The 13,788-nt window shown below is 66.7% G+C and carries 13 protein-coding genes; 3 read left to right on the top strand and 10 right to left on the bottom strand.

Annotated elements, in window-relative coordinates; all coding sequences use genetic code 11:
- Positions 1-33 precede the first annotated feature (33 nt).
- Positions 34-888 (top strand): LuxR C-terminal-related transcriptional regulator, encoded by an 855-nt coding sequence (locus ACZYX4_RS09595; RefSeq protein WP_463875348.1) that lies wholly within the window; start codon positions 34-36, stop codon positions 886-888.
- 95 nt (positions 889-983) lie between these two features.
- Here the strand turns inward: ACZYX4_RS09595 and ACZYX4_RS09590 are convergent, their stop codons facing one another.
- The 5 genes from ACZYX4_RS09590 to ACZYX4_RS09570 form a co-directional block, all read right to left on the bottom strand.
- Positions 984-2,381 carry an MFS transporter gene (locus tag ACZYX4_RS09590; protein ID WP_463875347.1) on the bottom strand — a complete coding sequence of 466 codons (1,398 nt, stop codon included), beginning with the start codon at positions 2,379-2,381 and terminating at the stop codon, positions 984-986.
- 238 nt (positions 2,382-2,619) lie between these two features.
- Positions 2,620-3,399 (bottom strand): enoyl-CoA hydratase, encoded by a 780-nt coding sequence (locus tag ACZYX4_RS09585; protein ID WP_463875346.1) that lies wholly within the window; start codon positions 3,397-3,399, stop codon positions 2,620-2,622.
- Positions 3,400-3,462: 63 nt separating this feature from the next.
- Positions 3,463-4,440: a 3-hydroxyisobutyrate dehydrogenase gene (mmsB, locus tag ACZYX4_RS09580; protein ID WP_463875345.1), complete on the bottom strand. Its 978-nt coding sequence runs from the start codon at positions 4,438-4,440 to the stop codon at positions 3,463-3,465.
- The gene (locus ACZYX4_RS09575) at positions 4,433-5,506 is read right to left on the bottom strand and encodes an enoyl-CoA hydratase/isomerase family protein (protein WP_463875344.1); all 1,074 of its coding nucleotides are present in this window, start codon (positions 5,504-5,506) and stop codon (positions 4,433-4,435) included. The genes mmsB and ACZYX4_RS09575 overlap by 8 nt, the downstream gene beginning before the upstream one ends.
- Positions 5,506-7,005, bottom strand: a complete 1,500-nt coding sequence (locus ACZYX4_RS09570) for a CoA-acylating methylmalonate-semialdehyde dehydrogenase (protein WP_463875343.1) — start codon at positions 7,003-7,005, stop codon at positions 5,506-5,508. The genes ACZYX4_RS09575 and ACZYX4_RS09570 overlap by 1 nt, the downstream gene beginning before the upstream one ends.
- Before the next feature lie 163 nt (positions 7,006-7,168).
- Between ACZYX4_RS09570 and ACZYX4_RS09565 the strand changes: the two genes are divergently transcribed.
- Together ACZYX4_RS09565 and ACZYX4_RS09560 are read left to right on the top strand one after the other, a co-directional pair.
- Positions 7,169-7,975 (top strand): exodeoxyribonuclease III, encoded by an 807-nt coding sequence (locus tag ACZYX4_RS09565; protein WP_463875342.1) that lies wholly within the window; start codon positions 7,169-7,171, stop codon positions 7,973-7,975.
- Between the two features lie 31 nt (positions 7,976-8,006).
- Positions 8,007-8,948: a DUF8083 family protein gene (locus tag ACZYX4_RS09560; RefSeq protein WP_463875341.1), complete on the top strand. Its 942-nt coding sequence runs from the start codon at positions 8,007-8,009 to the stop codon at positions 8,946-8,948.
- A 73-nt stretch (positions 8,949-9,021) separates the two neighbouring features.
- Here the strand turns inward: ACZYX4_RS09560 and ACZYX4_RS09555 are convergent, their stop codons facing one another.
- From ACZYX4_RS09555 to ACZYX4_RS09535, 5 genes are all read right to left on the bottom strand, one after another.
- Positions 9,022-10,089, bottom strand: coding sequence for a LacI family DNA-binding transcriptional regulator (locus ACZYX4_RS09555; RefSeq protein ID WP_463875340.1), 1,068 nt, complete (start codon positions 10,087-10,089; stop codon positions 9,022-9,024).
- A 155-nt stretch (positions 10,090-10,244) separates the two neighbouring features.
- A complete protein-coding gene (locus ACZYX4_RS09550; RefSeq protein WP_463875339.1) occupies positions 10,245-10,499 on the bottom strand; it encodes a hypothetical protein in 255 nt (84 codons plus the stop codon).
- Positions 10,500-10,509: 10 nt separating this feature from the next.
- The gene (locus tag ACZYX4_RS09545) at positions 10,510-11,397 is read right to left on the bottom strand and encodes a carbohydrate ABC transporter permease (RefSeq protein WP_463875338.1); all 888 of its coding nucleotides are present in this window, start codon (positions 11,395-11,397) and stop codon (positions 10,510-10,512) included.
- The gene (locus ACZYX4_RS09540) at positions 11,394-12,431 is read right to left on the bottom strand and encodes a carbohydrate ABC transporter permease (protein ID WP_463875337.1); all 1,038 of its coding nucleotides are present in this window, start codon (positions 12,429-12,431) and stop codon (positions 11,394-11,396) included. The genes ACZYX4_RS09545 and ACZYX4_RS09540 overlap by 4 nt, the downstream gene beginning before the upstream one ends.
- A 7-nt stretch (positions 12,432-12,438) precedes the next feature.
- A complete protein-coding gene (locus tag ACZYX4_RS09535; RefSeq protein ID WP_463875336.1) occupies positions 12,439-13,722 on the bottom strand; it encodes an ABC transporter substrate-binding protein in 1,284 nt (427 codons plus the stop codon).
- Between the last annotated feature and the right edge of the window lie 66 nt (positions 13,723-13,788).

The raw sequence follows: 13,788 nt of genomic DNA, 5'->3' as shown, positions 1-13,788 counted from the left end.
AGTGACGGGCTTAGCGGCACCAGGAGAGGACTCATGCAGCCGAACGCCTATTCCCGCCCCGATGACAGGGAGCTGCTCCGCGCCTCCCTGCGCCTGCTCTCCGGCAAGTTCCGGCCCGCCGTGCTTTTCGCCGGGCTGGCCAGCGGCGAACTGCTGCAGCTGACGGACTTCCTTGGCACCGCCACGTCCAGCCTGCAACAGCTCGTCGTCGTCCCCGGCACGGGCCTCGGCGGCCGCGTCTTCACCCAGCGGCGGCCCTACCACGTCGAGGACTACATCGCCTCCGAGGGAATCACCCATGAATACGACCTCGCCGTCCGGCGGGAACGCCTGACCTCAATGGCGGCCGTCCCTGTGGTGGTCCAGGGCCGGTCACGCGCGGTGCTGTACATCGCCAGCAGGGACAGCGCCCCGCTGGGCGAGAACGCTTTGTGCGAGGCGATGGAGGCGGCCGCCGAGATCGCTGCTGAGCTCCGCGTCCGGGACGAGGTGGACCGGCGGGTCTCGATTATCAATACGGCACGGGCCGAGCCTGCCCAGGCCTTGGACCGGATCTGGCTGGAGCACGTCCGGGAAGCCCATGCCGAGCTGCGGTCCCTGGCCGGCACGGTGTCCGATCCTGACCTGGCGCGGCAGTTGGACATCATCGGCGGTCATCTGGCGCCGCCGTCCGCCGTCGGCATCCATCCGACGGCTACGCTGGCCCGCCGTGAACTTGATGTGCTGGCGCAGGTGGCGCTGGGCTGTTCCTACCAGGAAACCGCGGAACGCCTGGGCCTGAAAGCGGTGACGGTCAAGAGCTACCTGCAAAACGCGATGGCCAAGCTCTCCGCGCACAACCGGCTCGAGGCCGTGTCCGCGGCCCGCCGGCTCGGACTCATCCCGTAAAGCGGGGCTGCCGGTTTTCACCGGCAACCCCGCCCCCGCCCGCGGATCCCCCAATACCCGGAACCCGCAGTCTCGATTGACCCCGGCTCAGATCCCTAGGGACCGGCGACGGGCTCGATAAATGCTGCCTCTTCCACGTGCTTCGAGGAGGTCTGCGGACCGCCGTCGTCCAGCCCCTGCTTTTCGCGGTTGGGCAGGGCCAGGGTGCAGAGCACACTGAACACGCCGATCCCGGCGAGCAGGATCCCGATGGACCACGCACCGGTCGTGACGGCGAGCTGGGCCGCCACGAGGGGGACAATGCCTCCGCCGATAACGCCGGCGAGGTTGTAGCCCATGCCGGCGCCGGTGTAGCGGTAGCGGGTCTCAAAGAGCTCCGGCAGAAGAGCCCCGGCGGGGCCGTAGGCGATGGCGAAGATCACCAGGGTGACGGTGAGGCCGAGACCGAAGGCGAAGACGGTGTTCGCGCTGAGGATCGGGAACAGCATGAGGGACCACGGCACGGCCAGGATGCAGGAGGTGGCGATGACCTTCTTGCGGCCGAAGCGGTCCGAGAGGACGCCGGAGGCCAGGGTGGCTACGGCGACAAACAGCGATGCGACGATGCCGGTGCTCAGCACTTCCACCCGGCTCAGACCCATGCCGGTGGGGCTCGTGGCAAAGCTGGTGAGGTAGGCGGTGCCAATGTAGAACAACGCGAACAGGAGCGTCAAGGAGCCGCCGGCGAGGAGGATTTCTCGCGGCTGGCGCTTGATGGATTCGAAGATGGGCAACTTGGTGCTGGTACTGGTGACCTTGGCGGCATTCTTGAAGACCGGGGTTTCCTCGATGCTCAGCCGCACCCACAGGCCCACGAGGACGAGCACTGCGCTGAGGATGAACGGCACGCGCCAGCCGATCGTCAAGAAGGCTTCGGACTTGTCCCCCAGCGTCAGGTTGGTGAGGAGGAATGTGCCGCTGGCCAGGGCGAAGGCAACCGAGGGGCCGAGTTGCGGGAAGGAGCCGAACAGCCCCCGTTTTCCCACGGGAGCATATTCGGCAACAAGGAGCGTGGCGCCGGCCCATTCGCCACCAACAGCGAGGCCCTGCACGAAGCGGAGCGCCACCAGCATGATGGGCGCTGCCACACCGATGGTGTTGGCGTCCGGAATGAGTCCGATCATCACGGTGGCGATGCCCATCATGAGCAGCGTGGTGATTAGGGTTTTCTTCCGGCCAATCCGGTCTCCGTAGTGGCCAAAGATGATCGCGCCGACGGGACGGGCGAAGAAGGCGACGGCGAACGTGCCGAAGGAGGCGATGGTGCCGGCCGCGGGTCCCAGCGCCGGGAAGAACACGACCGGGAAGACCAGGGCGGCGGCGGTGCCGTAGATAAAGAAGTCGTAGAACTCGATGGTGGTTCCGGCGGCGCTGGCGAAGGCAACCTTGCGCAGCGTCTTCTTGCTGGGCGGCGCCTGCGGCCCGGCCGGTGAAGTCGGTGAAACTGAAGTCATAACTATCTCCTTTGATGTCAGCCTCGATGCACGGATTTGTGACTAAACTCACGGTAACGAAAAGCATGGACATCCAACTACCTCCTAAAAGAGGTAGCCGCGGAGAGCGCGGGGCGCACGCGGCGGATCCGGCCTGACGACGCGCAAAAGCCCTGCCGCTACCGGAATCCGGCGGCGGCAGGGCTTTTGCGCATCATGGACGGCTTCCCGCATCGCAGGAAGGTCCGTGCGTCCCTGGCTAGCGGTGTGTGAAGTCCGGCTGGCGCTTCTCCGCGAAGGCTGCCATGCCTTCCTTCTGGTCCTCGGTGGCGAACAGCGAGTGGAACACCCGCCGTTCAAACAGCACACCCTGGGCCAGCCCGGTCTCGAAGGCGGTGTTGACGGCTTCCTTGGCCACCATCGCCACCGGCTTGGACTTGGAGGCAATCACCGCGGCGGCCTTCAGGGCCTCGTCCACCACGTCGGCGGCCGGCACCACACGGGACACGAGGCCTGCGCGTTCGGCTTCTGCGGAGTCCATGAAGCGTCCGGTCAGGATCATGTCCATCGCCTTGGATTTGCCCACAGCGCGGGTGAGGCGCTGCGAGCCGCCCATGCCGGGCAGCACGCCCAGGTTGATTTCCGGCTGGCCGAACTTGGCGTTGTCCCCGGCAATGATGAAATCGCACATCATCGCGAGCTCACAACCGCCGCCCAGGGCGAACCCGGACACGGCCGCGACCACCGGGATGCGCAGCCGGGTGAAGTCTTCCCAGCCGCGGAACCAGTCCTCTGCATACATGTCCATGTAGCCCTTGGACTGCATTTCCTTGATGTCCGCCCCGGCCGCGAAGGCCTTGGCGGAGCCGGTCAGCACGACCGCCCCCACCCCGGGGTCCACATCCATGGCCGACACGGCGGCCACGAGTTCGTCCATGGTGGCCTTGTTGAGGGCGTTCAGCGCCTCCGGCCGGTTGAGCGTCACGAGCCCCACCCGGCCACGGCGCTCCACCAGAATGTTTGTGTACTGCTCCGTCATGCCTGTCCCCTCAGCTGCTGTTCAGAAATATTTGGTGTCCGGCTTCCCGGTGATCAGACCCGGCTAGTGTCCGGATTTGTCCCGGATGTCGGTGATGATGCCGGAGAAGTCCCGGCCCGCCCCGCCGTCCGCGGCGAAGCTATCGTAGATTTCGGACGCGAGCGGACCCAGCCTGGCGGCGACGCCCGTGCTTTGGAGCGCGTTGAGTGCCAGCTTGAGGTCCTTCGCCATGAGGGCCCCGGCGAAGCCGGGCTGGTAGTCGCGGTTGGCGGGGCTCGCCGGCACCGGCCCTGGCACGGGGCAGTTGGTGGTCAGCGCCCAGCACTGGCCCGAGGCCGCGGAGGCGACGTCGAACAGTGCCTGGTGGGTCAGTCCCAGCTTCTCGCCCAGCACAAAGGCTTCGCTGACCGCGATCATCGAGACGCCGAGGATCATGTTGTTGCAGATCTTCGCAGCCTGTCCTGCGCCATGTTCCCCGCAGTGGACCACACGCTTGCCCATCACCTCGAGCATCGGCTTGACCGCCTCGAAGTCCGCCGGAAGTGCCCCCACCATGAAGGTCAGGGTACCCGCTTCGGCCCCGACGACCCCGCCGGAAACCGGGGCATCGACGGCACGGTGCCCCGCCGCCACGGCGAGTTCGGCCGCCTCCCGGGCCTCATCCACGTTGATGGTGGAGCAGTCCAGGAAGAGGGTGCCGGGGGCTGCGGTGGCGAGCAGGCCGGGCTGGCCCGGCTGGCCGTGCTGTCCCGGCTGTCCCGGGGTGCCGCGGTAGGCATCCAGCAGGTGTTTGCCGCTGGGCAGCATGGTCAGGACGACGGTTGCGCCGGCCACGGCCTCGGCGGCGGTGTCCGTAGTGGCGATGCCGTGCGCCCGGGCAGTTTCCAGGGCGGCCGGCACCACGTCGAAGCCGGTCACGGTGTAGCCGGCCTTGACCAGGTTGATGGCCATCGGCCCGCCCATGTGGCCCAGGCCGAGGAAGGCGACGGGGCCGCTCTGCGCCCCGGGCCGGCCCGGTTCAGCCGTCGATGGTTCAGACATTGTTGCGCTCCTTCGAAAGCATCAGTTCACGGTCGCCCAGCGGAGCAAAATAGGATTCGACGTCGTCGCGGCTGACGTCCGCCAGCGTGGCGGGCTGCCAGTGCGGGCTGCGGTCCTTGTCCACCACCTGGGCGCGGATGCCTTCGCGGAAGTCGGGACCGGAGAGGAACCGCAGGCCCACCCGGTACTCCTGTTCCAGGGCTTCCTCGAGGCCCAGTCCCCTGACCCGGCGCAGGGATTCCAGCGCGACTTTCACGGCGGTCGGCGACTTGGCTTCGATGGTGTCGGCGGCATCGGATGCTTCCCCGCCCACTGCCCGCAGCCGGCGCACGATCTCCCCGGCGTCGTCACTCGAATAGCAGGCGTCTATCCATTCCTGCTGGGCTGCGAGGACGGAGGGCGGGGCCTCCTCGGCGAAGCGCGCGACGGCGTCGTCCGCTGCTTCGCTCTCCAGCGCCTCGGCAAGGTCCGCGAGCTTCGCGGACGGAACGAAGTGGTCCGCGAGCCCCAGGAACAGGGCGTCGGCGCCGCTCAGGTGCGCGCTGGTGAGGGCCGCATGGGTGCCGGACTCCCCCGGCGAGCGGGAGAGCAGCAGGGTTCCGCCGACGTCGGGCACAAACCCGATGGTGGTCTCCGGCATGCCCATCCGGGTCCGTTCGGTGACGATCCGGACCGAGCCGTGCGCGGAGATCCCCACTCCGCCGCCGAGGACCAGTCCGTCCATGAACGCCACGTACGGCTTCGGGTAGCCCGAAATGAGCGCGTTCATCCGGTATTCCTCGGCCCAGAAGTCAGCCGTCGCGTCGCCGCCCTCGAGCATGTCCCGGTAAATGGCCACGATGTCGCCGCCGGCGCACAGCCCCCGGTCACCGGCGCCGCGGACCAGCACCGCCGCCACGGCGTCGTCATCTGCCCAGAGGGTGAGCTGGACCAGCATGGCCGATGCCATGCCCGCGGTGAGCGCGTTGACGGCCTGGGGCCGGTTGAGCGTGACCACACCGAGGCCGCCGCGCCGTTCGAACAGCACCTCCTCCGACGTGGCGTCGGAGGAATGCCTGCCCGTCATCAACTGCCTTCCGGCATCACGAAGCTGGCACCGGTGCGGATGCCGGAGGGCCAGCGGGTGGTGACCGTTTTGGTCTTGGTGTAGAAGCGGAAGGCGTCCGCCCCGTGCTGGTTGAGGTCACCGAAGCCGGAGGCCTTCCAGCCGCCGAAGGTGAAGTAGGCGATCGGCACCGGGATGGGGACGTTAATGCCCACCATGCCCACCTGGACCCGGCTGGCGAAGTCGCGGGCGGAGTCGCCGTCGCGGGTGAAGATGGCCACACCGTTGCCGAATTCGTGCTCGCTGCACAGGCGCAGGGCCTCGTCGTAGTCCTCCGCCCGGAGGACGCTCAGCACCGGGCCGAAGATTTCTTCCTTGTAGATCGTCATGTCCTTCGTGACGTTGTCGAAGAGGGTGGGGCCGACCCAGAAGCCGCCCTCGTAGCCCTCGACCTTGAGGCCGCGACCGTCGGCCAGCAGGGTGGCGCCCTCGTCGATGCCGGCCTGGATGTAGCCTTCGATCCGTTCCTTGGCGGAGGCCGCCACGACGGGGCCGAAGTCCGAGTCCTTGGCGAGGCTGTGGCCGACCTTGAGGTCCGCGATCCGCTCCTCCAGCTTGGCGACCAGCGCGTCACCGGTGGCTTTGCCGACCGGCACGGCCACCGAGATCGCCATGCAGCGTTCGCCGGCGGAGCCGAAACCGGCGCCCATCAGAGCGTCCGCGGCCATGTCCAGGTCGGCGTCGGGCATGATGACCATGTGGTTCTTGGCCCCGCCAAAGCACTGGGCGCGTTTGCCGTTCGCGGCGGCGGTGGTGTAGATGTACTGCGCGATCGGCGTGGAGCCGACGAAGCCGATGGCCTGGACCCGGGGGTCCTCCAGCAGCGCATCGACCGCTTCCTTGTCGCCGTTGACGACGTTGAAGACACCGGCGGGCAGCCCCGCCTCGGTGAAGAGTTCCGCGAGACGCAGCGGCACGGAGGGGTCCCGCTCGGACGGCTTGAGAATGAAGGAGTTGCCCGCGGCGAGCGCCGGGCCGGACTTCCAGAGCGGGATCATCGCCGGGAAGTTGAAGGGCGTGATCCCGGCGACGACGCCGAGCGGCTGGCGCAGCGAGTGGACGTCGACGCCGGTTCCGGCGTTGTCCGAGAATTCGCCCTTGAGCAGGTGCGGGGCGCCTGCGGCGAATTCCACGACCTCGATGCCGCGCTGGATGTCACCCTTCGCGTCGAGGAAGGTCTTGCCGTGTTCCGAGGACAGCAGCGTGGCGAGTTCGTCCAGGTTCTGGTTGACCAGGTCGACGAACTTGAGCAGGATCCGCCCGCGGCGCTGCGGGTTCAGGGCCGCCCATTCGAGCTGGCCCTTTTCCGCGTTGGAGACCACGTTGCGGACTTCCTCGGCACTGGCCAGGGGAACCCTCGCCTGGACCTCGCCGGTGCACGGATCGTAGACATCGCTGAAGCGCCCCGAAGTGCCTTCAACATGCTGTCCGTCAATGTAATGGGATAGTTCGCGAACCATGATGGAATGCTCCTTTGCACCGTGTGATTGCCGAAGTGACGGCAGGGCGTGTGACCCACGCCATCTTCTGCTCCCGAATATACTCGGACTTCCTACTAAATTCCAGAGGGGCGTCGCCGGCACGCAGCTTCGTCCGGCAGCCAAGTTCGGTAAGTTAGGGATTGTGAAGATAGCTACCTGGAATGTGAACTCGCTCCGCGCCCGTGCCGACCGTGTTGAAGCCTGGCTTCAGCGCACCGACTGTGATGTCCTGGCCATCCAGGAAACCAAGTGCAAGGACGAGAACTTCCCCTGGGAGCTGTTCGAGAACATGGGCTACGAGGTGGCGCACTTCGGCTTGAGCCAGTGGAACGGCGTCGCGATCGCCTCCCGGGTGGGGATCGACGACGTCGAACGCACCTTCCTGGACCAGCCCGTCTTCGGCAAGAACGGCAAGGACGCCGTGCAGGAGGCCCGCGCCATCGGCGCCACCTGCGGCGGGATCAGGGTCTGGAGCCTCTATGTTCCCAACGGCCGGGCCCTCGACGATGAACACATGCCCTACAAGCTCAGCTGGCTGGATGCCCTGCGGTCCCATGCCGAGGGCTGGCTCCAGGAGGACCCCGAAGCGCAGATTGCCCTGATGGGCGACTGGAACATTGCCCCGCAGGACGACGACGTCTGGGACATCGACTACTTCCGCACCGGGGGCCTCACCCATGTGAGCGAACCGGAACGGGCGGCCTTTCACGCGTTTGAGAACGCCGGTTTCCAGGACGTTGTCCGCCCGCACACCCCCGGGCCGGGCGTCTACACGTACTGGGACTACACGCAGCTGCGCTTTCCGAAAAAGGAAGGCATGCGGATCGACTTCGTCCTGGCCTCGCCCGCACTGGCCGCCCGGGTCACCGGCGCCGCGATCGACCGCGAGGAACGCAAGGGCAAGGGCGCCTCGGACCACGCCCCCGTGATTGTCGAGCTGAGCGACTGATGGGTCCAGCCCAGGGAAGCGACGTGGTCCAATGACGGGAAACCTCTACCGCGGCCAGGCCGGGCTGCCGTTCTCCTCCACGCTGCGGGTCTACGAACCCCTCGAGGCGTTTCCGGCGGACCAGCACGATGCCCTGCGCGCGGCGTGGGACCGGAGCATTTCCCGGGCTGCCGTCGAAAAAGCCGAGCTGCTGGCCTCCCTCGGCCGCATCACCCGCCCGGGCGGGGACCCGTTCCCCACCGGGGCGACGGATCTGGTCAGGGTCGTTGCCGTCCCGCGGAGCGACGGCACTGCCCCCGGCGGCACGGCCCCGGAGGCAGGCCCTGCTCCGGACGCCGGGGCTCCCGACGCCGGGGCTCCGGACGCCGGACCGCCGGAGCGGCTGCTGTACTGCCCCAGCCAGCTGGTGCTCCGGGCCGGGCTGGCGGCGAACGCCCTGATGGAAGGCATCCACGGGCCGCTGGCCCAGCTGCTCATCCCGGAGGAGCAGCGCGACAAGCACCAGGAGCGCATCGATGAAGTGCAGGCGCATTCCGGGCTGGGCCGCGTGCACACCCGGGCGTCCACGTGGGGCATCCCCTTCAGCTGGTTCTGTCTGTTCAAGGAATCGGACCCCACGGACGTGGTGGAATCCGAGGGGCGAATCCTTACCGTGCGCATCCGCGCGACGATCGGGGAGGCCCTGGAGCGGGTCGGCTACGCTGTGGCCCATCTGGCCCTGGCCGCGCCGGACCTGGACATGCTCGATGACCTGACCCAGCTCACCGAATGGCTGGAGCTCTTCCACCCGGAGTCCGTGGTGGAACTGGACTACGGCGGCGTGGCGGACAAGGTCTACCCGGATGACTCGCCTATGGATGTCCGGCTGGGCATTGAGTGCCTGGCCGAAGGGGACATGACCGGGGCCGCCGCCGCCTACCGCAGGCTGGCATCGCGCTGGATCCCGATCCGGCAGCTCGCCCGCGCTTCCTGACAGGCCACCGGGCCCGGCCGGCGGGTGCCACGGGCGGCCGGCGTGACGGTGGGGATCCCCGGCGCGGCACCCTTCAGGACTGCCGCCCCGCGCTCCTGGGCGGCGCCGTCGTGCTTCGGACAATCAGCTGGTGCGGGGCTATCGTGGAGCGCACTGATCCGGCGATCCCGTCGAGCTCGTCCAGCAGCATTTTCGTGCCCAGTTCGGCCTGCTCGTCCGGGCGCTGCCCGACCGTGGTGAGACCCATGGCCTCGGAAAAGTCGTGGTCGTCGATCCCGATGACGGAGAGGTCCTCAGGGACCTTCACCCCGGCCCGGGTGGCTTCAAAGATGATCCCCAGGGCCATCTCATCCGAGGCGCAGAAGATTGCCGTGGGCTTCGGTCCGGGCCTGTCCCAGAGCCGGTGGAAGGCGTCCTGGCCGCTGCGGACCGTGAAGTCCCCCCGTTCGTCCCATTCCTCCCGGATGTCCAGCCCGGTTTCGGCCATGATGTCCTGGTAGGCCTTGATCCGGACCCGGGGGACGTCGAAGTTGAGGTCGGTTTCGTCGTCGCCGTGCAGCAGGGCGATGTCCGTGTGGCCGAGGTCGATCAGGTGCCGCACGGCCGTGGCGGCGGCGGCGTAGTCGTCGATCGCGATGTAGGGGCATTCCTCGACGTGGCCGCCGATGACGACCAACGGGATGTCGATCTTCTGCAGGTGTTCGATTTCCTCATGGGTCAGCGCCATACACAGGACCAGCAGCGCGTCGATCTGCTTGTAGACCATGGTCTTGCTGAAGAGCCGCTCACGGTGGCTGCCGTGGCCGCCCAGGTTGAAGAGCGAGAGGTTGTACTGCCGGGCGTGCAGTTCACGGTCGGCGCCCTCGATGGCCTTGGAGAAGAACCAGCGGCTGACGAAGGGGGCCAGCACGCCGATGGTTTTGGTGCGCCCGGTGGCCAGCCCGGACGCCGAGGAGGAGGCGACGTAGCCCAGGTCCTCGGCGATGCCCAGGATTTTCTCCCGGGTTGCCGGCGAAACCCTGGGCAGGCCGCGGACGGCGCGGGACACGGTGGCAGTGGACACTCCGGCGGCGGCGGCCACATCCTCGATGCTGACGCCGGAGTGTCCTCCGCGCTGTGCCCTGTCTGCTGCCTTTGCCACCGTGTCCCCTTGTCGACTGGCTCCTGAGGCAACTCACGGCCTCCGAAGCACTCCATTACCCCGCCTCCGCACGGCAACAAATGCCCCTCCCAAGCAACGCGGGGTCACTTGCCGCCCATAAACCCCCTCGGGATGGGCGCAAAGTGACCCCGCGTTCACTTGCGGCGGGTTGCCGTCCTTTCCGGCAGGCGGCGGCGCAGCCGGATCAAGCCGTACAGGACCAGCACCATGGCCAGCAGGCCCAGAGCCCAGCCAAGCGCAGGCTGGGCGGTCACCTCCATCCAGACGGTGATGACCAGCAGCACAAGTGCCCAGAACCCGAGGAGACCGATGATGATGTCGAAATCCTCCGCGGAGCGGACGCGGCGGTGTTCGTTGCGGACCAGACCGTGGCCCGGGTTGGTGTTCATGGCCAGGCCGTCACTTCACAGCGCCGGCGGTGAGGCCCGCGACGATCTTACGCTGGAAGACCAGCACCAGGATGACCAGCGGAATTGTGACGATCGTTCCCGCGGCCATGATCGCCGTGTAGGGAATCTGCTGCGGCTGGGCCCCGGCAAAGTTGGCAATGGCCACCGTCACCGGCTGGGTCGCATCATTGGAGAGCTGGCTGGCAATCAGGAACTCATTCCAGGAGGAAATGAACGCCAGGATCGCCGTCGTGAAGATGGCCGGTGCCGCCAGCGGCATGATCACCCGCCGGAACGCCTGCCCCTGGGTGCAGCCGTCCACCCGGGCCGCTTCCTCAAGCTCCCACGGCATTTCCCGGAAGAATGACGTCATGGTGTAGACCGTCAGCGGGAGGACGAAGGAGATGTTCGGAATGATGAGTGCCTGGTAGGTGCCGATCCAGCCGATATTGGTGAACAGCTGGAACAGCGGGGTGATGAGGGCGACGCCGGGGAACATGGACGCCCCCAGGATGAAGCCCAGCACCAGGTACTTGAACCGGAAGTTCAGCCGGGCCAGGGCATAGGCCGCGAAAACGCCGAGCACCAGCGAGATCAGCGTCACCGTCACACCGATGAACACACTGTTCAGGAGCGCCTGGCCGAACCGGTTGCCGAATGAGGTATCGAAGGCCGTAACGAAGTTGTCGAGCGTCACGTGGGTGGGCAGGAGCGAGGTGTCGTAGGTGAAGCCGACGTCGCGGAACGCCGTCACCACCATCCAGTACGCCGGTGCGAGGCACCAGATCAGGATGACGGCCGCACTGATATAGGTGCGGACGCTCGCCCATTTCTCGCGGTTCTGGGCTGCTTTTCGGCCCTGGTCCTGCCGGGCCCGGAGTTCGGTCGCGGCGGTCATTTCTTCCCCTTACCTGTGCCGGGTTGCTGCTCCACGACGTTTGCTCCGAGGAAGCGGACGAAAATGAAGGCCACCATGAAGATGATGATGAATGTGATGGTGGACAGGGCGGCGGCGGCGTTGAAGCCTTGCCTGATCTGGTTGACCACCAGAATGGAAAGCGTGGTGGTGTTGTTGGAGCCTTCCGTCAGGATGTACGGGAGGTCGAACATCCGCAGGGCATCCAGGGTCCGGAAAAGGATTGCGACCATCAGCGCCGGCTTCACCAGCGGCAGGGTGATCATCCGGAACCGCTGCCAGGCAGAGGCGCCGTCGACCTTGGCCGCTTCGTAGACATCTGCTGGAATCATCTGCAGCCCCGCCAGGATCAGCAGTGCCATGAATGGCGTCGTTTTCCAGGTGTCGGCGATGATGACGGCCCACCGGGCAGGGATTTCGCTGCCCGTCCACAGGATCGTGGTGTTGAACAGCTTGTTGCCAATGCCTTCAAAAGCGAAGATGAACAGCCACAGCTGGGCCGTGACGGCGGTGGGGATGGCCCACGGCACCAGAACAGCTGCGCGGACCAGGCTGCGGCCCCGGAAGGTCCGCGCCATGATGATCGCCATCCAGAAGCCGAGGATCGTCTCCAGCGTCACCGTGATGATGGTGAAGTAGAAGGTCGTCCCGGTGGCGGACCAGAACTGCGCACCGAGGGTTCCCGGCGGGCACGCCACGGTTCCGCCGCCCGGAGCAGCGCACTGCTGGAAAATCCAGTTGACGTAATTCGAGAATCCGGCCGGGCCGCCGGCGGTGAAGAGCCCCGTGTCGGGGTCAAGGCCGGCGTCCTTCTGGAAAGACATCACGATGGCGCTGATGATCGGGTAAACGATCACAATGGCCAGCGCGACCATGGTGGGCGCCAGGAGCCAGGAGGCCCACTTGCCCTGGCTCGCAATCGCGTTGTCCTCCCCCACGCCCTTGGGTGCGTGGTGGGTCGGGGTACCGCCCGACGCCGGTTCCTTGACCGGCGCCGGGCCCAATTCGGTTGCCATGGCTAGGCTACTGTCCCGCGCTCGCGGACTCGATGGACTTCTGCATATCGGACAAAGCCGCGTCCACGGTCTTCTCGCCCTTGATGGCCGAGTAGGAATTTTCCTGGATGGCCTTGGTTACTGCCGGGTAGAAGGGGGTGACCGGACGCGGCACGGCGTTCTCGATTGAGGTCTTCAGCACCGGGAGGTACGGCAGCTTGGTGACGAGTTCCTGGTCGGCGTAGAGGGACTCCAGGACCGGGGCCAGTGAGCCCTGGGTGGCGAAGAACTTCTGGTTCTCTTCGTTGACGAGGAACTTTACGAAGTCCAGGGCCGTGGCCTTGTTCTTCGAGTAGACGCTGATGGCTGCGTTGTGTCCGCCCAGCGTCGAGGCGCCGGGGCCGTCCTTGCCGGGCAGTGCGGTCATGCCGAGGACGTCCTTGACCTGCGAGGATCCTTCCGTGGCGGCCAGGTTGTAGACGTAGGGCCAGTTCCGGTGGAAGAGGAGCTTGCCGTCCTGGAAGGCCTGGCGGCCCTGCTCCTCCTGGAAGGTGATGCCCTCCTTGGGGATGTTGCCGTCCGCGTAGGCTGTGGCGAGGTTTTCGAGGCCTTCCTTGGCCTCGGGGGTGTTCAGGCTTGGCTTGCCGTCCGCGTCGAGCACGGAACCGCCGGCGGAGTTGATGGCCTCGGAGGCGTTGACGGTGAGGCCCTCGTACTTGGCGTACTGGCCGGCGAAGCAGCCGATGCCGTTCTCCTCGGCGATGGAGCACATGCCCATCATCTCGTCCCAGGTCTTGGGAGCCGTGGGGACGAGGTCCGTGCGGTAGTAGAGAATGCCGCCGTCGGATGACACCGGGGCCGTGTAGAGCGTCCCCTTGTAGGAGCCTGCGTCAACGGTGGGCTCCAGCATGCCCGCCGTGTCTACGGCCATCTTGTCTTTGAGCGGCTGCAGCCAGCCCTTGGCGGCGAACTCTGCAGTCCACACGACGTCGACGCTTGCGACGTCGTAGTTGGGGTTCTTGGCCTGGTAGTTCTGGACGAGGTCATCGTGCTGCTGGTCGGCCTGGTCGGTCTGCTCCTTGAACGTGACCTTCTCATCCGGGTGGGCCGCGTTCCACTTCTCGATCAGCGGACGAACCACGTTGCTGTTGTCCTTGCCCTGGACGTAGGTGATGGGACCGCGGCTGTCGAGGCCCTGCTCGGCGTCGGCGCCGGCGGCGGTCGTGCCGCCTGCTCCGCCGCCACAGGCGGAGAGAGTCAGGGCTAGGACGCCTGCTGCGGCGACGGGAAGTAAGAACTTCGGTGTTTTCATACTTGGGGGCTCCTCGCTGAGTACCGGACAATAAAACGGCCGTGCGTTCGTGTGGTGCCCATCACA

The sequence above is a fragment of the Pseudarthrobacter leeuwenhoeki genome, from assembly GCF_055412885.1.
This window is presented reverse-complemented; position numbering and strand designations above follow the sequence as displayed.